We start from the raw sequence: 17239 nt of genomic DNA, 5'->3' as shown, positions 1-17239 counted from the left end.
CGAAGAGGCAGGTACAGGTGCCATCAATCAGTGCCACACCGCCATCAGCGCCTGCATCTCTGCTTCGCTGATCAACCCTTGGGGGTATCGCCCGGCAAGCAGACGTCGTGGGTCGGTCGAGTCGGTCGTCCTGACCCTGATGCTTCCATGGTGTTTCAACCGCTTCGCCAAAAGCCTGAGCGATTGGCGATCAACTGCCGATGGGCGCAAAGCCGACTCACTTGCTGCGTTCATGTCCACACGTACTCCCTGGCCCGTGAGCGGCTAATTTACGTAGGTATTGTTACAGATCAGAGGCGCGGCTTGGCCGTGCCATCTCGCTATCTGCTTGAAAAACAATACAAAACGTATGCCAGCTCGGGCCTCCGGGCGTCGCCCGCGCAAAAAAGAGGCCCGTCACAGGACGGGCCTCTTTATTCATCACGCGCTCAGCGCTTGACCGGCGCCGGCTGCTGTTGGGTCAGGCAGTGGATGTTGCCGCCCCCCAAGAGCAGCTCGCGGCCCGGGATCATCACCACCTCATGGTCGGGGAAGATCCTTGCCAGGATCGCTCTGGCTTCGGCATCTGCCGGGTCGTCGAAGCTTGGGGCAATGATGCCACCGTTAACAATCAGGAAGTTCACGTACGAACCCGCCAGGCGCACCGACGGGTCACGCTCCTGGCTGCCGGCGACCTGGTCGACACCGGCGCACTCTTCGGCGGTGGCGTACAGCGGGCCCGGGATCGGCATCTTGTGCACGATGAACTCGCGGCCCTTGGCGTCGCGGGTGTTCTTCAGCACATCCATGGCCGCGTGGCAGCGCGCATAGTTGGGGTCGTTGGAATCATCGGTCCAGGCCAGTAACACTTCGCCCGGGCGCACGTAACAGCAGAAGTTGTCGACGTGACCGTCGGTTTCGTCGTTGTACAAGCCATCAGGCAGCCATACCACGGTGTCGACCGCCAAGTGATCGCGCAGCACCGCTTCGATCTGCTCGCGGCTCAGGTGCGGGTTGCGGTTGCGGTTGAGCAGGCATTCCTCAGTGGTGATCACGGTGCCTTCACCGTCTACGTGGATCGAACCACCTTCAAGCACAAAACCTTCGGTCTGGTAGCGCTGGCAGCGCTCCATTTCCAGCACCTTGGCGGCCAGTTCCTCGTCGCGGTTCCAGGGTGCGTACAGGCCGCCGTCGAAGCCGCCCCAGGCATTGAAGCCCCAATCGACACCGCGCACTTCGCCATGGCCGTCGATGACAAAGGTCGGGCCGGTATCACGCACCCAGGCATCGTCGTTGCTGATTTCAACCACACGAATGTTCGGCTGGTCGAGTTGGCGCCGGGCGTTTTCGTACTGGCCGGCGGAGGCCGCGACGGTCACAGGTTCGAAACGGGCAATGGCTTTGGCCAGGGTTACGTGGGCAGCCTGCGCCGGCTTGCCGCCCAGGCGCCAGTTGTCCGGGCGCTCCGGCCAGACCATCCACACCTGAGTCTGCGGGGCCCACTCGGCGGGCATGTGGAAACCATCGGCACGGGGCGTGGAGTTGAGGGTTTTCATGGGTGACCTCTGTGATGGCCCTGAGCCGGGGGTGCTGGGGCGTTTGCCAATTTATAACCGATATATATCGATATTTGAAGCCTGATAATCGAAGAATGCCGCGCCATTCGGCGAATTTAAATCGATAACAATCGATACCAGTCAGCGCTGGTCTGGTGAAAGGAGCGGCCTGCTGTCTACCATAGCCACACCTTATGCATCCTGTTACAGCTACGCGCGGAAATTTCCGGCAAGGCCGACTAGGGTCAATACTTGAACGACGGGCCAGCGAGCCGCTATGAACATCATCCCTACAGCAATCCCTGAAGTACTGATCATCGAGCCGAAGGTGTTCGCTGACAGCCGTGGTTTTTTCTTCGAGGCATTCAACGCCCGTGAGTTCTCACAGCAAACCGGCGTGAACGTGGAGTTCGTTCAGGACAACCACTCGCGCTCCATCAAGGGCGTGCTGCGTGGGCTGCACTACCAGGTGGCAAACACCCAGGGCAAGCTGGTGCGCGTGGTGCACGGGGAGATCCGCGATATCGCCGTGGACGTGCGCAAAAGCTCGCCAACATTCGGCAAATGGGTCGCGGTGCACCTGTCAGCCGACAACCATCGCCAGCTGTGGATTCCGCCTGGCTTCGCCCACGGTTTTGCGGTGATGAGTGAATCGGCCGAGTTCCTCTACAAGACCACCGACTACTACAACCCGGGCGCCGACCGCTGCATCCGCTGGGACGACCCGCAACTGGCCATCGACTGGGGGCTGCAGCAGCCTCCGCTGTTGTCGGACAAGGACAAGGTAGGCCTGCCATTGGCAGAGGCGGAACTGCTGCCTTAACTAGCGCATAATTGCGTCAGACTTTTCTGGCGCATTTACCTGATGATTGCAAAGCCCACGCCCCCACGCCGTCCCCGCTGGCGCAGCCTGGCCCTGCTGGCGCTGATCTTGGCCCCATTACTGTGGCCCCTGCATCACTTGGCCGAACGCTATTACCAGGAAGAACTGGCCTCGCAGAACCGCCAGACCCTCGACCTGTATGTGGCCAACCTGCTCGGCACCCTGCACCGCTACGAGACCTTGCCGCAAATTCTCGGCGACTTGCCGGCGCTGCGTGGCGTGCTGGCCGATCCTTTCCGCCTGGAAGCGGTGACCAACGCCAACCGCCTGCTCAAGGACATCGTGCAGCAGACCGGTGCCGAGGTGATGTACCTGATGGACGTCAGCGGCAACACCTTGGCCGCCTCGAATTGGGACAAGCACGACAGCTTCGTCGGCCGAAACTTCGCCTTCCGCCCCTACTTCAACGAAGCCATGGCTGGCCACCTGGGCCGCTTCTTCGGCCAGGGCACCACCTCGGCCAAGCGCGGCTACTTCTTTGCCGCGGCCGTGCGGGACCGCGAGCGGATCGTCGGGGTGCTGGTGGTCAAGGTCGATCTCGACCACACCGAAACCCTGTGGGGCCGTACGCCCGAGCAGCTGCTGCTGACCGATCACAATGGCGTGGTCATCCTGACTTCACGGCCCGACTGGCGCTTCCGTGCTACCCGCACGCTGACCGACGCCGAGCGCCAGGCCATCATCGCCATCCAGCCCTATCCGACCCAAGCCCCACAGCCGTTGGTTCTCAACCCGCAGGCCTGGATCACCCAGACCCGCGACATCAAGGAAACTGGCTGGCAAGTCAGCATCCTTGCCCCGCGCACGCTGGTTGATCGCTCGGTGCAGACGGTAATGGCCATCGGTGCCGGCACGCTGCTGGTACTGATGTTGCTGGCAGGCCTGGTGATGCAACGGCGGCGCCATTACATCGACCGCATCGACTTCGAAGCCCGTGGCCGCCAGGAACTGGAAAAGCGCGTGGCCGAACGCACCGCCGACCTTGAAGGCCTGAATACCCGCCTGAAAAATGCCGTGCTGGAGCGCGAAAACGCTCAGCAAGAGGCAGTGCGCGCACAGGACGAACTGGTGCAGGCCGGCAAGCTGTCGGTGCTCGGCACCATGTCGGCCAGTATCAGCCATGAGTTGAACCAGCCCCTGGCCGCCATCCGCAGCTACGCAGAAAATGCCGAGATCCTGCTCGACCACCAACGTACCGAAGACGCCCGCGGCAACCTCAAGCTGATCGGCGAGCTGACCGGGCGCATGGCCTCGATCATTGCCCACCTGCGTGCCTTCGCCCGTCGTGACCGCCATGCCCCGGAGAGCGTTGCCCTGCAGCCGGCCCTGGACGATGCCCTGGCGCTGCTTGCCAAGCGCCGCCGGGCGATGGCCGTAGAGCTGATCCGCGACCTGCCGGAAGCCACCTTGTGGGTACAGGCCGGCGAAACGCGCCTGCGCCAGGTGCTAGGCAACCTGCTGGCCAATGCCCTCGACGCCCTGACCGAAAAAGCCAACCCGCGCCGCCTGTGGCTAAGTGCCGAGCAGCGTGATGACTGCGTCTACCTGTACATCCGTGACAACGGACCCGGCTTCAGCCGCCAGGCCCTGGAGCACGCCAAGGAGCCGTTTTTCACCACCAAGACCCGTACCCAGGGCTTGGGCCTGGGGCTGGCCATCTGTGAAAGCCTGATGCGCGCCCTGGGCGGTGAACTGCTGCTGGCCAACCACCCGGAAGGTGGTGCAATGCTGACCCTCCAGCTGCGTGTGGCCGCATCTGGCGCTACTTTGCCCAATTCGGAGGACCCCTCGGCATGACCACCGAGACACTGATCGACAGCCGAGCCCAGGTCATCCTGGTCGACGATGACCCCCACCTGCGCCAAGCCTTGAGCCAGACCCTGGACCTGGCTGGGCTCAAGGTAGTCGCCCTGGCCGAGGCCCAAGGCCTGGCCGAACGTATCGAGGCCGACTGGCCCGGCGTGGTGGTCAGCGACATCCGCATGCCGGGCATCGATGGCCTGCAGTTGCTGGAACAACTGCACGGCCGCGACAGCGAACTGCCGGTGCTGCTGATAACCGGCCATGGCGATGTGCCGCTGGCGGTGCAGGCGATGCGTGCCGGGGCTTATGACTTCCTGGAAAAACCCTTTGCCACAGACGCCCTGCTCGACAGCGTACGCCGCGCCCTGGCCTTGCGCCGACTGGTGCTGGACAACCGTAGCCTGCGCCTGGCACTGAGCGACCGCCAGCAACTGGCAACCCGCCTGGTCGGCCATTCACCGGCCATGCTGCGCCTGCGCGAGCAGATCGGCGCCTTGGCCGGCACCCGCGCCGACGTGTTGATTCTGGGTGAGACGGGCGCTGGCAAAGAGGTGGTGGCCCGCGCGCTGCACGACCTGTCCAGCCGCAGCGAAGGGCCGTTCGTGGCGATCAACGCCGGCGCGCTGGCCGAGTCGGTGGTCGAAAGCGAACTGTTCGGCCACGAGCCCGGTGCGTTCACCGGCGCGCAGAAACGCCGTATCGGCAAGTTCGAATTTGCCAACGGCGGCACGCTGTTCCTCGACGAAATCGAGAGCATGAGCCTGGATGTGCAGGTGAAGCTACTGCGCATGCTGCAGGAGCGGGTGGTCGAACGCCTGGGCGGCAACCAGTTGATCCCGCTGGACATCCGCATCATAGCCGCCACCAAGGAAGACCTGCGTCAGGCTGCCGACCAAGGGCGTTTCCGCGCGGACCTGTATTACCGCCTGAACGTGGCGCCGCTGCGTATTCCGCCACTGCGTGAACGCGGCGACGACATATTGGTGTTGTTCCAGCATTTCGCCGATGCTGCCAGCCAACGTCATGGCCTGTCGCCGCATGCGCTGCAACCCGCGCAACGCGCCCTGCTGCTGCGTCATGACTGGCCAGGCAACGTCCGCGAGCTACAGAACGCCGCCGAGCGTTTCGCCCTTGGCCTGGAACTGGCACTCGATGGCCAGGCACCCTCGGCAGCAGCGCCGGCAGCGCCCATGCTCAGCGGCAACCTCAGCGAACAGGTCGAGCAGTTCGAACGTTCGCTGATCGCCGCCGAACTGGCCCAGCCACACGGCTCCATGCGGAGCCTGGCCGAAGCACTGGGTATCCCCCGCAAAACCCTGCATGACAAGCTGCGCAAGCATGGCTTGAACTTCGACGGCGGCAGCGGCGGGCATGACGATCAAGAGGACAACCGTTAATGAGCACCGATAGCCAATACCTGCAGTCCGTACTGCACAGCGACATCCCCCTGACCCGCGAAATGGGCCTGGAAGTGATCGATTGGCAGCAGCACACCCTGCGCCTGCAACTGCCGCTGGCGGCCAACGTCAACCACAAAAGCACCATGTTCGGCGGCAGCCTGTACTGCGCAGCAGTGCTGGTGGGTTGGGGCTGGCTGCACCTGCGCCTGCGCGAACTGGGGATCGATGACGGGCATATCGTCATCCAGGAAGGGCAGATCAGCTACCCGTTGCCAGTGACCGGCACGGCAGTGGCGCGTTGTGCCGCGCCGGACGATAAAACCTGGGAGCGGTTCCTGACCCTGTACCAGCGCCGTGGGCGGGCGCGGTTGACGTTGGAAACCACCGTGAGCAATGCCGGAAGTGACGAGCCTGCGGTGAAATTCAGCGGCCAGTACGTTCTGCACCGCTAGTACGACTAACGCGGCCTTTGTGGGAGCGGCCTTGCGTCGCGATAGGGCCGCAAAGCGGCCCCAGGATTTCAGCTTCGCCGCCAGAATTGCCGGGGCCGCTTTGCGGCCCTTTCGCGACGCAAGGCCGCTCCCACAGGATCGTGCCAGGCAGTTAGATGAGGTTCAGGAAGGCCTGGCGCCATGCAGCATTGGCAGGCAATGCCAGGAAATGCGGGTTGAGCAGCGACTCGCGCGGCGGATACCGGAACGGCAAGCCATCCAGCCCGATCACTTCGCCACCGGCCCCCTCCACCACACCCTGCGCCGCAGCAGTGTCCCACTGCGAAGTCGGCGCCAGGCGCGGATAGCAGTCTGCGCTGCCCTCAGCCAGCAGGCAGAACTTCAACGAACTGCCGATATTGGCCAGCTCCAGTTCGCCCACCGCAGCCCCAAGGCCGGCCAACAGCGCTTCCTGCTCCGGGCTGGAATGCCGACGGCTGGCCACCACGGTAAAACGCTCGCCCTGCGCGGGTGCGTTGCGTACTTGGATCAGCTGGGCTGCCTCACCGGCATCTGCACGCCAGGCCCCCATGCCGCGCCCACCAAAATAGCAGCGCCCATTGGTGGGCATCGACACCACGCCAAACACCACCTCGCCGTTCTCGATCAGAGCAATGTTGACCGTGAACTCTTCACTGCCGGCAATGAATTCCTTGGTGCCATCCAGCGGATCGACCAGCCACCAGCGGCTCCAGCTTTGCCGCTCGGCCAGCGCAATATTGCAGTCCTCTTCGGACAGCACCGGAATCTGCGGCGCCAGCGCCAGCAGACCATCGGCAATTACCCGGTGCGCGGCCAGGTCGGCGGCGGTAACCGGCGAATCGTCGGCCTTGTTGGTTACCGCGACATCGGCGCGCCAGAATGGCAGGATCGCCTCGCCTGCCGTCAGCGCCAGCTTGACCACTTCGTGCATCAGTTGCAGGTCGTTCATAGCTCCAGCAGCCCCCGCTGAATCAGCAGGTCACGGGCCAGGTACAGCGCCGCCAGGGCGCGGCCCTCGGTGAACTGCGGATGCATGGCCAAGGCCGACAACTCACGCAGGTTGACCTTGTCGACCCGCATCGGCTCGGGCTCGTCGCCTTCCAGGCGCTCTTCGTACAGGTCGCTGGCCAGCACCACCTGAATCTTCTGGCTCATGTAGCCCGGCGACAGCGACAGTTCCGTCAGGTGCTCCAGCTGGCGTGCGCCAAAACCGGCTTCTTCCTTGAGCTCCCGGTCGGCTGCCGCCAGCACGTCTTCGCCCGGCTCGATCAGGCCCTTGGGCAACGACAGCTCGTATTCATCGGTGCCACCGCAGTATTCCTCCACCAGCACGGCGTGCTCGGCATCGAGCATGGCCACGATCATCACCGCGCCGTAGCCGTTACCCCGGCCCACCAGGCGCTCATAGGTGCGCTCGGCGCCATTGCTGAAGCGCAGCTGTACGGCTTCGACGCGGAACAGGCGGCTACTGGCGACAATTTCGCGGCTGAGTACGGTGGGTTTCTGGCGCATGGGGCGGCTCCTTGGCGTGAACGGGTTACTATACCGTGGCTTGCCGACTGATCGAGAGTTTCCCATGCCTGTTCTTCCCTGGTCTGCCATCGATACCGTCCTGCTGGACATGGATGGCACCCTGCTCGACCTGCATTACGACAACCGCTTCTGGCTGGACCACCTGCCCCAGCGCTATGCCGAGCTGCACGGTGTTAGCCGGGCCATGGCGGAAATGGAGCTGCAACCGCTGTTCGAACGCAATGCCGGCACATTGAACTGGTACTGCCTGGACTTCTGGAGCCGCGAGCTACGCCTGCCCATTCGCGAGCTGAAGCGGGAAATTGCCGACCTGATTGCCCTGCGCCCGGATGCCGATACCTTCCTGGCGGCGATTCGCCAGGCCGGCAAGCGTGTCGTGATGATCACCAATGCCCACCGTGACTCGCTGTCGCTGAAGCTGGAACGGGTGGAGCTTGCACCGTACTTCGAGCGGCTGATCAGCTCGCACGACTATGGCTACCCGAAGGAAAGCCCGCAGTTCTGGGATGCCCTGCGGGCGGATATCGGCTTCGAACCGGAACGCAGCCTGTTCATTGATGACACGCTGGCGATTCTGCGCAGTGCACGGCGGTTTGGTGTGGGGCACTTGCTGGCGGTGCGCCAGCCAGATAGCAAAGCAGGGCCGCGGGATACTGAAGAGTTTGCGGCGGTCGAGGATTACCGGGAGTTACTGGTAGGCCTATGAGGCCCTCTTCGCGGGTGAACCCGCTCCTACAGATACTGCGCCAGCCGTGAGAGGGCGCTCAACCTGTGGGAGCGGGCATGCCCGCGAAGAGGCCGGCACAGACTTCAGCGATCAGTCAGGAATACGCAGCACCTGCCCCGGATAGATCTTGTCCGGGTGCTTGAGCATCGGCTTGTTGGCCTCGAAAATCTTGTTGTACTGGTTGGCATTGCCATACACGACCATGGCAATGGCTGAAAGTGTGTCGCCCGACTTCACAGTGACGAACCTTGCCGCCTGGACTACCGGCCCGGTCACGGTGATCTGGTCCTCGACACTGGCCACGCCGCTGATGTTGCCCGCCGCCAGGATGATCTTCTCCTTCTCTTCCTGGCTGGCCACTTCACCCTTGAGGATGATCTTGTCTCCTTCTACAGTGGCCGTGATGTTGGGGTTGCCCAGGCCGACAGCTTCCACGTGTTTCTTAAGCTGCTCCTCGGCATTGGCGTTGCCAGGGGTCAGCAGGTCGATCAACTTCTCGCCGGCTTCCTTCACGAAACTGAACAGGCTCATTGCGCTCTCCTTGTTGACGAAACCTTGGACACAAGAGTCTAGGCCAGCTTTACCACTCCCGCCCTGCGCGACCAATCGACGCGGTCTATCAAGGCATAGACCCTAGCGATTAGACGCCGCCGGCCCGCACGCCTAGGCTTGTGCTATCAGAAAGCCGCCGGTATTCAGCGCCCCGATGAACAGCAAGCCTCCGGTCTGCGCGGCCTCATCGCCCTTGTCCATGCCCGCCGCCAGCAACACCTACGATTACGTCCAGCTCAGCGACGCCAAACGCGACAGCACCCCGCTGGCCGAGGAAGTGGCCCTGGCCATTGTCTATAACGGCCTCAACCAGGCGGTGATGCTGGTCAGTCCTACCGATCTGGAAGACTTCGCGGTCGGTTTCAGCGTCGGCAGCGGCATTGTCGAAGGCACCGCAGAAATCTACGACCTCAAGCTCTCCGGCAGCGGCTCGGCAATGTACGCCGACCTGGAAATCTCCAGCCGGGCGTTCTGGAACCTGAAAAACCAGCGCCGCCAACTGGCCGGCACCAGTGGTTGCGGGCTGTGTGGGGTCGAGGCCCTGGAGCAGGCGCTGCCGGATCTGGCCGTGTTGCCGGGTGCGCCCCTGCCCCCGGCCCAGTGGCTGGTCGGCCTGCGCGAGCGCATCGACGCCTTCCAGCCACTGGGCCAGCATTGCGGCGCCGTACATGCAGCACTGTTCATGGACCGCCAAGGCGAACTGCTGCTCGGCCGCGAAGACATCGGCCGGCACAACGCCCTCGACAAACTGATTGGTGCCCTGCTGCGGCAACACATCGACAGCCAGGGTGGCTTGGTCATCGTCACCAGCCGCTGCAGCCTGGAGCTGATCCAGAAAGTACTGCGTGCCGGCATCCAGACCCTGGTCAGCCTGTCAGCGCCCACCGGCCTTGCCCTGCAATGGGCACGCAAGCACAACCTCAACCTTATCCATTTGCCCAAGCACAGCGCACCGCGGGTCTACAGCCCAGCGGCGGAGTCGTAACAGTCGTGACCTCGTACCAACCTCTTCCGGACAACGCCCCAGCCTCCCCTCCTCGCTACAAGCCCTACCACGGCCCCGCCGGCGGTTGGGGCGCACTGCGTAGCGTGGCCAAGGCATGGGTCGGCAGCGATAACGCGCTGAAGAACATTCGCGCCCTGCTCAAGACCAACCAGAACGGCGGCTTCGACTGCCCCGGCTGCGCCTGGGGGGATTCGCCGGAAAGCGGCATGGTCAAGTTCTGCGAGAACGGCGCCAAGGCGGTGAACTGGGAAGCTACCAAGCGCCGTGTCGATGCAGCCTTCTTCGCCCGTTACAGCGTCACCTCGCTGCTGCAGCAGAGCGACTACTGGTTGGAGTACCAAGGGCGTCTGACCGAACCGATGGTCTACGACGCACCCAGCGACCGTTACCTGCCGATCAGCTGGGATGCCGCCTTCGCCCTGATCGCCCGCGAACTGAACAAGCTGGCCAACCCTGACCAGGCCGAATTCTATACCTCGGGACGTGCCAGCAACGAAGCGGCGTACCTGTACCAACTGTTCGTGCGCGCCTACGGCACCAACAACTTTCCTGACTGCTCGAACATGTGCCATGAGGCCAGCGGCGTGGCATTGGGGCAAAGCGTCGGGGTCGGCAAGGGTACCGTCACCTTCGACGACTTCGAGCACGCCGACTCTATTTTTGTCTGGGGCCAGAACCCCGGCACCAATCACCCGCGCATGCTCGACCCACTGCGCGATGCGGTAAAACGTGGCGCCCAGGTGGTGTGCATCAACCCGCTCAAGGAGCGTGGTCTGGAGCGCTTCCAGCACCCCCAGAAGCCACTGGAAATGCTGACCAACAGTGACCGTCCGACCAACACCGCCTTCTTCCGCCCGGCCCTGGGTGGCGACATGGCGATGCTGCGTGGCATGGCCAAGTTCGCCCTGCAATGGGAACGCGAAGCCCAGGCCAACGGCGAACCGGCCGTGTTCGACCACGCCTTCATCGCCGAACATGGCCATGGCGTCGATGAGTACCTGGCCGTGGTGGACGCCACGCCGTGGTCGCACATCCAGGCACAGTCCGGCCTGCCCCTGGCCGATATCGAACTGGCCGCGCGCATGTACTGCCGTGGCAAGCGGGTGATCATGTGCTGGGCGATGGGCATCACCCAACACCGTCATTCGGTGCCGACCATTCAGGAAATCGTCAACCTGCAGATGCTGCGTGGCAACATCGGCGTGCCCGGCGCCGGCCTGTGCCCGGTGCGTGGCCACAGCAACGTGCAGGGTGACCGCACCATGGGCATCAACGAGCGCCCGCCAGAGGCGCTGCTGGATGCCATCGAAAAGCGCTTTGGCTTCCCCGTGCCGCGGCGCAATGGCCATAACACCGTCGAAGCCATTCACGCGATGCTCGATGGCCGGGCCAAGGTTTTCATCGGCTTGGGCGGCAACTTCGCCCAAGCCACACCCGACACTGAGCGTACCGCCCAGGCGCTGCGCAACTGCGAGCTGACCGTGCACATCAGCACCAAGCTCAACCGTAGCCACCTGGTCCATGGCAAGCAGGCACTGATCCTGCCGTGCCTGGGCCGCACCGACATCGACCTGCAGGCCGACGGGCCGCAGGCAGTCACGGTGGAAGACTCGTTCAGCATGGTCCACGCCTCCAACGGCCAGCTGAAGCCGCTGTCGACGCAAATGCGCTCGGAACCTGCAGTGATCGCTGGCATCGCCGCCGCCACGCTGGGCAAGCAACCGGTGGACTGGCACTGGCTGGTGGCCGACTACGACCGCATTCGCGATCTGATCGGCGATACCATTGCCGGTTTCAGCGGCTTTAACCAGCGCCTACGTAATCCGGGTGGCTTCTATCTGGGCAACAGCGCGGCCAGCCGCGAATGGGCGACCAGCACCGGCCGCGCCAACTTCAAGGCCAACCTGCTGCCCGACACGCTGCTTGACGAACGCGTACGGGCCAGCGGCCAGTTGCCAGACTTGATCATGCAATCGATGCGCTCGCACGATCAGTACAACACCACTATCTACGGCCTGGACGACCGCTACCGCGGTGTGCGCGGCCAACGCGAGGTGCTGTTCGCCAACGAAGCCGACATCATCCGCCTGGGCTTCCAGCCGGGGCAGAAGGTCGACATCGTTTCGCTGTGGGGGGATGAACATGTGCGCCGGGTGCAAGGCTTTACCCTGCTGGCCTTCGACATACCTGCCGGGCAGGCGGCGGCGTATTACCCGGAGGTGAACCCGCTGGTGCCACTGGAGAGCATTGGTGTTGGTAGCCATACGCCAACATCGAAGTTCATTGCCATCAAGCTGGAGCGTGCGCGCGAGGACGGGCGTATCCTGTAAAAATGAAAAAAGCCCTGTTCCGTGGCGGCTCAGGGCTTTGTCATAAAGGTCTCAGACAGCCTAAAAACGATAAAGTTTCATAGTAAATACAGCAAGTTAGAGAATTGTGTACAACTCGTGTTACTCGTCGGATTTCCGTTGCCAGCCAAGTCTCTTAGCCTCAAATTCGCCTCGTCATCCCTATGAGGCTCTCTTGATGAAGAAGTACTCCTCGATTCTGTTGTTGTCTTTCAGCTTGCTCAGCGGCGTTGCCATGGCAGGCGGCACCACCGAGGCCGGCATTGGCGGCGCATTGGGTGGGGTACTGGGCTCTGTCGTGGGCAACTCCATCGGTGGCAGCACCGGCGGCGCCATTGGTGCCGGTCTGGGCGGTGCGGCAGGCGGCGCATTGGGTGCCGACAAGCGCCAGCGCGGTGAGGCTGCTATTGGCGGCGCGCTGGGTGCTGCCGGCGGTAACGTGGTGGGTCGCTCGGTGGGTGGCACCACCGGTAGCTACATTGGCGCAGCAGCCGGCGGTGGCGCCGGTGGTGCGCTGGGTAACTACATGGGCAACAAGGCCGACGAAGACGAGCGCCACGAAAATCGCCGCTACCGTCGCGGCTACGACGACGACCGTCGTCACTGGGACCGTGGTCACCACTATGGCCACCGCAAGCACAAGCGCCACTGGCGCGACTAATGCCTGAGGGCCCTGCCCCCGGCAACAAAAGCCCCGCCCCTGCCAGCGGGGCTTTTTTATGCCTGCCGCTCCAGCACGAGGCCGGACAGAATCACCTGCAGCGCCTCTGGCAACGCCACAGGCCGGCCACTGTCGCGCTCGATGAACACCTGCACTACCGTGCCTGCTGCGCACGCCTCCGGTTCGCCCGGGCGATACAGCGCCAGCCGGTACTCTACCGTGCTGCCCGCCAGTCGCGTCACTCCCAACCCCACCTCCAACAAATCCGGGAAGCCCGGTAGCGCGTAGAAATCCGCAGCCGAACTGACCACGAAGGCGGCCAGTTCACCGTGCCGCAGGTCCAGTTCGGCCTGCTCGACGAGAAACGCCTGGATCGCGGTTTCAAAAAAACCGTGCACCGTTGCACCGGCGATGTGGCCGTTCAGGTCGTTGTCCTGGGGGCGGGTAAGGATCGGGTGGAAGTGGGAGAAGGCAGTGCGCTGAGGGGCTTCGGTCATCTGGCTGGCTCTTGTCTTCGCAATGGATGCTGACAGTGAAACAGAAAAACCAGACTTTCGCTGCCTATGCGGGCCCCTTCGCGGGTAAACCCGCTCCTACACGACGGCCTGCGCCCACCACCGATCAGTGTGTAGGAGCGGGTTTACCCGCGAATACGATGGCGGCTGCGACGGTGAACCACGGGTGGAAATTGGCCAGCACGTCCAGCCTTTTCGCGGGTAATCCCGCATCCACAAAAAAGCCGCCCCTGGGGGCGGCTTTCTCGTTGCGGCTGGGCTCGGCTTACAGCTGCGGGCCAGCGGCTTTGATGGCGTCGGAAACTTCGAACTTCTTGAAGTTTTCGATGAACAGCTTGGCCAGACCTTTGGCAGCCTCGTCGTAGGCCGCTTTGTCAGCCCAGTTGGTGCGCGGGTTGAGCAGTTCGGTTTCAACGCCCGGAACGGCCTTCGGCACGTCCAGGTTGATGATGTCCAGGTGCTCGGTTTCGGCACCGACCAATGCGCCGCTCTGGATGGCAGCGATCACGGCACGGGTGGTGGGGATGCTGAAGCGCTTGCCAACGCCGTAGCCACCACCAGTCCAACCGGTGTTGACCAGGTAGACCTTGGAGTTGAAACCATTGATACGCTTGATCAGCAGCTCAGCGTACTCGCCAGCCGGACGCGGGAAGAACGGTGCGCCGAAGCAGGTGGAGAAGGTCGACTTGATGCCGCCGCCCGAGCCCATTTCAGTGGAACCGACCAGCGCGGTGTAGCCGGACAGGAAGTGGTAGGCCGCCTGCTCGTTGTTCAGGATCGAAACCGGAGGCAGAACACCTGTCAGGTCGCAGGTGAGGAAGATCACTGCGTTAGGCTCGCCGCCCAGGTTCGCTTCCGAACGCTTGGCAACGTGCTCCAGCGGGTAGGCCGCACGGCTGTTCTGAGTCAGGCTGACGTCGGTGTAGTCGGCGTGCTTGTTGGCGTCGAGAACGACGTTTTCCAGTACTGCGCCGTGCTTGATGGCTTTCCAGATGACCGGCTCGTTCTTTTCGGACAAGTCGATGCACTTGGCGTAGCAGCCGCCTTCCATGTTGAAGACAACGCCTTCGCCCCAACCGTGCTCGTCGTCACCGATCAGGTAACGGCTTTCGTCAGCCGAAAGGGTGGTCTTGCCAGTACCGGACAGGCCGAAGAACAAGGTCACATCGCCTTCTTCGCCGATGTTGGCTGCGCAGTGCATTGGCAGTACGTCGGCAGCCGGCAGCAGGAAGTTCTGCACCGAGAACATGGCTTTCTTCATTTCGCCGGCGTAGCGCATGCCAGCGATCAGCACTTTCTTCTGGGCGAAGTTGATGATCACGCAACCGTCGGAGTTGGTGCCGTCACGCTCAGGCTCGCACACGAAGTTGGCGACGTTGAGGATCTGCCACTGGTCGCGGCCAGCCGGGTTGAACTGCTCCGGGTTGATGAACAGGCAACGACCGAACAGGTTCTGCCAGGCAGTCTGGGTGGTCATCTTCACCGGCAGGTAGTGCTCGGCTGCGGCCCCTACGTGAACATAGGAAACGAAGTGATCCTGGGCGTTGTTGAACGCCTCGACGCGAGCCCACAGGGCATCGAACTTGTCAGCCGGGAACTTGCGGTTGATCGGGCCCCAGGAAATGGCGTCCTGGGTGGAAGGTTCTTCGACGATGAAACGGTCAGCCGGCGAGCGGCCAGTACGGTGACCAGTCTCCACGACCAGTGCGCCAGTATCGGCTAGTACGCCTTCACCGCGTTGCAGCGCTTCTTTTACCAGCTCATCGACGCTCAGGTCGGTGTACACGGTGTTGTTGGCTTGCGTCATGAGATACCCCATCCGGCCCGAGGCCGAGTGCTCCAAACGTTTTGTAGTTGTCTTGAAAAAACTACTACAGCGAAAAAAGTGGCCGGATTATGCCAGAAACGCCCAAAAAAAGTAGGCCCCTCCTGTCAGAACTGCGCTTTTGCGCAATTCGACAGGAGATTATCCTGTGATTTAACGTTTCAGTGACGAGTTTCTGAGGCCACGTCAGTACCGCCACCCGCAAACAGTTGCGCCACATCGCTGGCATCGAAGAAGTAGCGCTCGTTGCAGAACTGGCAATCGATCTCTACCGTCCCGCCACATTCGTCCACCAGCGCCTTGGCGTCGTGTTCGCCCAGACTGACCAGCGCATTGCCGGAGCGTTCCCGCGAACAGCTGCAATTGAAGCGCAGTGGCTGGATATCGAACAGGCGCACGGCGTCTTCGTGGTACAGGCGGTGCAGCAGGGTTTCGTTGCCCTCTGTCCACTCTTCAGGCTTGAGCGTCTTGGCCAGGGCCACCACGTGCTGCCAGCTGTCTTCACGCTCTTCATCATCCGGCTGGCGATCACGCGGCAGTTGCTGCAGCAACAGCCCACGGGCCTTGCCGCCTGCGGCATTGAGCCAGAAACGGGTATTGAGCTGCTGCGACTGGACGAAGTAGCTGGTGAAACATTCCGACAGGTTGGCGCCATCGAGGTCGACGGTCCCCTGATAGCGCTGGCCCTTGACCGGGTCGATGGTCAGGGTCAGGTGGCCGTCGGGCATCAGCTGCGACAGGGTGGCATCAGCCGAAATCTGGTCCGCTTCGTAGCGGGCCATGCCGCGGATCTCGCGGTCGCTGGAGCATTCCACCATCAGCAGCGGAATCGGCCCAGCCGAACGCGCCTGCAGAATCAGCAAGCCATCGAACTTCATCGCACCCACCAGCAAGGCGGTGGCGGCCATCAACTCACCGAGCAGCACCTTGACCGGCTGAGGGTACTCATGACGCGCCAACACTGCGGCGTAGCTGTCATCGAGAGACACCCACTCGCCGCGCACATCGCGCTCGTCGAAGAGGAAACGTTGGGTGAAATCTGTATCAGGCAAATCGCTCATAGGTTTCGGCTATCTAAAAAATGATGACAAAATGGTTACAAGGGTTGTCGAGAATCGGCGAGAACCCGTGACAGAGCGCTCACAAGGCGCTCCGATTCCTGTTTGCAATAGAGGTATTTTATGGACAATCGACCACTGTTCCAAGCAAGGTGGTCCTGGGGACCATTGGCAGCCTGTACGCTGCTTCCCATCGCTCTACTGTGTTTCTGGTTATGGCCTTTTGGCCAGATCCTGTGCCTGACTTTCGACGAGTGGCTGTTCCGCAGCCTGAACGCGCCGCTGGCCGATAGCACCACCTGGCGCTACATCTGGACCATCGGCAGCCTACGCCCGTTCGACATCGTCGTCGGCCTGATCCTGCTCGCTGTGCTCATTCGTGGTGACTGGGTGTTCAAGGCCGCTCAGGTTCGCCAGGCATTTTTCGGCTTTCTGGTCACGCTACTCCTCTTAGTGGTGATTCGCGCGCTGTTTTCCAAGTGGGTGGATGCAGCCGGGTGGCAACACAAGAGCCCATCGATGATCTTCGACGACGTCGTGCACCTGAGTGACTATTACCCGACCCTGGAGGCGGCCTGGGAACTCAAGGACCGTTCCAGCAAAAGTTTCCCGGGTGATCACGCCTCGGTGCTGCTGATCTGGGCGCTGTTCATGAGCGTGTTCAGCCGCCGCCTTATGCAATACCTGGTGGTCTGGGGGCTCGCAGCGCTGTTCATGCTGCCGCGCCTGGTGGCCGGTGCCCACTGGGGGCAGGACGACTACATCGGCGGCTTGCTGATGGCCGTACTGGCGTTGGGCTGGAGCTACTACACGCCCCTGGCGGCCAAAGGCAGCGAGGCGTTGATGCGCTGGACAGCGCCGTTGTTCAAGCTGCTGTCCACGTTACCGCTGGTCGGACGAATGGCGGTGTTGCGCTAGAT

General features: G+C 62.6%; 17 protein-coding genes. 9 read left to right on the top strand and 8 right to left on the bottom strand.

Annotated elements, in window-relative coordinates; genetic code table 11:
- Positions 1–27: 27 nt before the first annotated feature.
- Both LMH93_RS01470 and aguA read right to left on the bottom strand, forming a co-directional pair.
- A complete protein-coding gene (locus tag LMH93_RS01470) occupies positions 28–234 on the bottom strand; it encodes a hypothetical protein (protein WP_033726529.1) in 207 nt (68 codons plus the stop codon).
- Between the two features lie 194 nt (positions 235–428).
- Positions 429–1535, bottom strand: coding sequence for an agmatine deiminase (gene aguA, locus LMH93_RS01465; protein WP_047603203.1), 1107 nt, complete (start codon positions 1533–1535; stop codon positions 429–431).
- A gap of 277 nt (positions 1536–1812) precedes the next feature.
- Here aguA and rfbC point away from each other — a divergent pair, with 277 nt between their 5' ends.
- From rfbC to LMH93_RS01445, 4 genes are read left to right on the top strand one after another with little or no spacing between them, the layout of a single operon-like run.
- Entirely contained in the window at positions 1813–2358 is a 546-nt protein-coding gene (gene rfbC / locus LMH93_RS01460; RefSeq protein WP_003255787.1) for a dTDP-4-dehydrorhamnose 3,5-epimerase, read from the top strand.
- Between the two features lie 42 nt (positions 2359–2400).
- Positions 2401–4215: a sensor histidine kinase gene (locus LMH93_RS01455; protein ID WP_004575931.1), complete on the top strand. Its 1815-nt coding sequence runs from the start codon at positions 2401–2403 to the stop codon at positions 4213–4215.
- The gene (locus LMH93_RS01450) at positions 4212–5618 is read left to right on the top strand and encodes a sigma-54-dependent transcriptional regulator (protein ID WP_014589347.1); all 1407 of its coding nucleotides are present in this window, start codon (positions 4212–4214) and stop codon (positions 5616–5618) included. The genes LMH93_RS01455 and LMH93_RS01450 overlap by 4 nt, the downstream gene beginning before the upstream one ends.
- Positions 5618–6073, top strand: a complete 456-nt coding sequence (locus tag LMH93_RS01445) for a thioesterase domain-containing protein (protein WP_108191475.1) — start codon at positions 5618–5620, stop codon at positions 6071–6073. Before LMH93_RS01450 ends, LMH93_RS01445 begins: the two co-directional genes overlap by 1 nt.
- 151 nt (positions 6074–6224) lie before the next feature.
- Here the strand turns inward: LMH93_RS01445 and cysQ are convergent, their stop codons facing one another.
- Entirely contained in the window at positions 6225–7043 is an 819-nt protein-coding gene (gene cysQ, locus LMH93_RS01440; protein ID WP_003255792.1) for a 3'(2'),5'-bisphosphate nucleotidase CysQ, read from the bottom strand.
- Positions 7040–7606: an ADP compounds hydrolase NudE gene (gene nudE / locus LMH93_RS01435; protein ID WP_003255794.1), complete on the bottom strand. Its 567-nt coding sequence runs from the start codon at positions 7604–7606 to the stop codon at positions 7040–7042. Before nudE ends, cysQ begins: the two co-directional genes overlap by 4 nt.
- 64 nt (positions 7607–7670) lie before the next feature.
- Here nudE and yrfG point away from each other — a divergent pair, with 64 nt between their 5' ends.
- The gene (gene yrfG, locus LMH93_RS01430) at positions 7671–8333 is read left to right on the top strand and encodes a GMP/IMP nucleotidase (RefSeq protein ID WP_108191474.1); all 663 of its coding nucleotides are present in this window, start codon (positions 7671–7673) and stop codon (positions 8331–8333) included.
- Between the two features lie 111 nt (positions 8334–8444).
- On the opposite strand, the gene lysM is transcribed toward yrfG, so the two are convergent.
- A complete protein-coding gene (gene lysM, locus LMH93_RS01425) occupies positions 8445–8885 on the bottom strand; it encodes a peptidoglycan-binding protein LysM (RefSeq protein ID WP_010951629.1) in 441 nt (146 codons plus the stop codon).
- A 175-nt stretch (positions 8886–9060) separates the two neighbouring features.
- Between lysM and fdhD the strand changes: the two genes are divergently transcribed.
- The 3 genes from fdhD (at position 9061) to LMH93_RS01410 (ending at position 12921) form a co-directional block, all read left to right on the top strand.
- Complete coding sequence (fdhD, locus tag LMH93_RS01420; protein WP_108191473.1) at positions 9061–9891, top strand: formate dehydrogenase accessory sulfurtransferase FdhD; 831 nt, start codon at positions 9061–9063, stop codon at positions 9889–9891.
- A gap of 5 nt (positions 9892–9896) precedes the next feature.
- Positions 9897–12242, top strand: coding sequence for an FdhF/YdeP family oxidoreductase (locus LMH93_RS01415; RefSeq protein ID WP_108191472.1), 2346 nt, complete (start codon positions 9897–9899; stop codon positions 12240–12242).
- Positions 12243–12438: 196 nt separating this feature from the next.
- On the top strand, positions 12439–12921 hold the full coding sequence (locus tag LMH93_RS01410; RefSeq protein ID WP_064491775.1) for a glycine zipper domain-containing protein: 483 nt from the start codon (positions 12439–12441) through the stop codon (positions 12919–12921).
- Positions 12922–12977: 56 nt separating this feature from the next.
- On the opposite strand, the gene LMH93_RS01405 is transcribed toward LMH93_RS01410, so the two are convergent.
- The 3 genes from LMH93_RS01405 to hslO all read right to left on the bottom strand — a co-directional run bounded on the left by LMH93_RS01405 (position 12978) and on the right by hslO (position 16322).
- Positions 12978–13418 carry an acyl-CoA thioesterase gene (locus tag LMH93_RS01405; protein WP_003255804.1) on the bottom strand — a complete coding sequence of 147 codons (441 nt, stop codon included), beginning with the start codon at positions 13416–13418 and terminating at the stop codon, positions 12978–12980.
- A 283-nt stretch (positions 13419–13701) separates the two neighbouring features.
- The gene (locus LMH93_RS01400; RefSeq protein WP_003255806.1) at positions 13702–15243 is read right to left on the bottom strand and encodes a phosphoenolpyruvate carboxykinase; all 1542 of its coding nucleotides are present in this window, start codon (positions 15241–15243) and stop codon (positions 13702–13704) included.
- A gap of 179 nt (positions 15244–15422) precedes the next feature.
- A complete protein-coding gene (hslO, locus tag LMH93_RS01395; RefSeq protein WP_003255808.1) occupies positions 15423–16322 on the bottom strand; it encodes an Hsp33 family molecular chaperone HslO in 900 nt (299 codons plus the stop codon).
- A 120-nt stretch (positions 16323–16442) separates the two neighbouring features.
- Here hslO and LMH93_RS01390 point away from each other — a divergent pair, with 120 nt between their 5' ends.
- Entirely contained in the window at positions 16443–17237 is a 795-nt protein-coding gene (locus tag LMH93_RS01390; protein WP_070096093.1) for a phosphatase PAP2 family protein, read from the top strand.
- Positions 17238–17239 lie beyond the last annotated feature (2 nt).

Origin of the sequence: Pseudomonas sp. CIP-10, assembly GCF_020911845.1 — a bacterium.
In the GTDB taxonomy this organism is placed as follows: Bacteria; Pseudomonadota; Gammaproteobacteria; order Pseudomonadales; family Pseudomonadaceae; genus Aquipseudomonas; species Aquipseudomonas alloputida.
The sequence above is the reverse complement of the archived record's forward strand: the minus strand, read 5'-3'. Positions and strand labels throughout refer to the sequence as shown.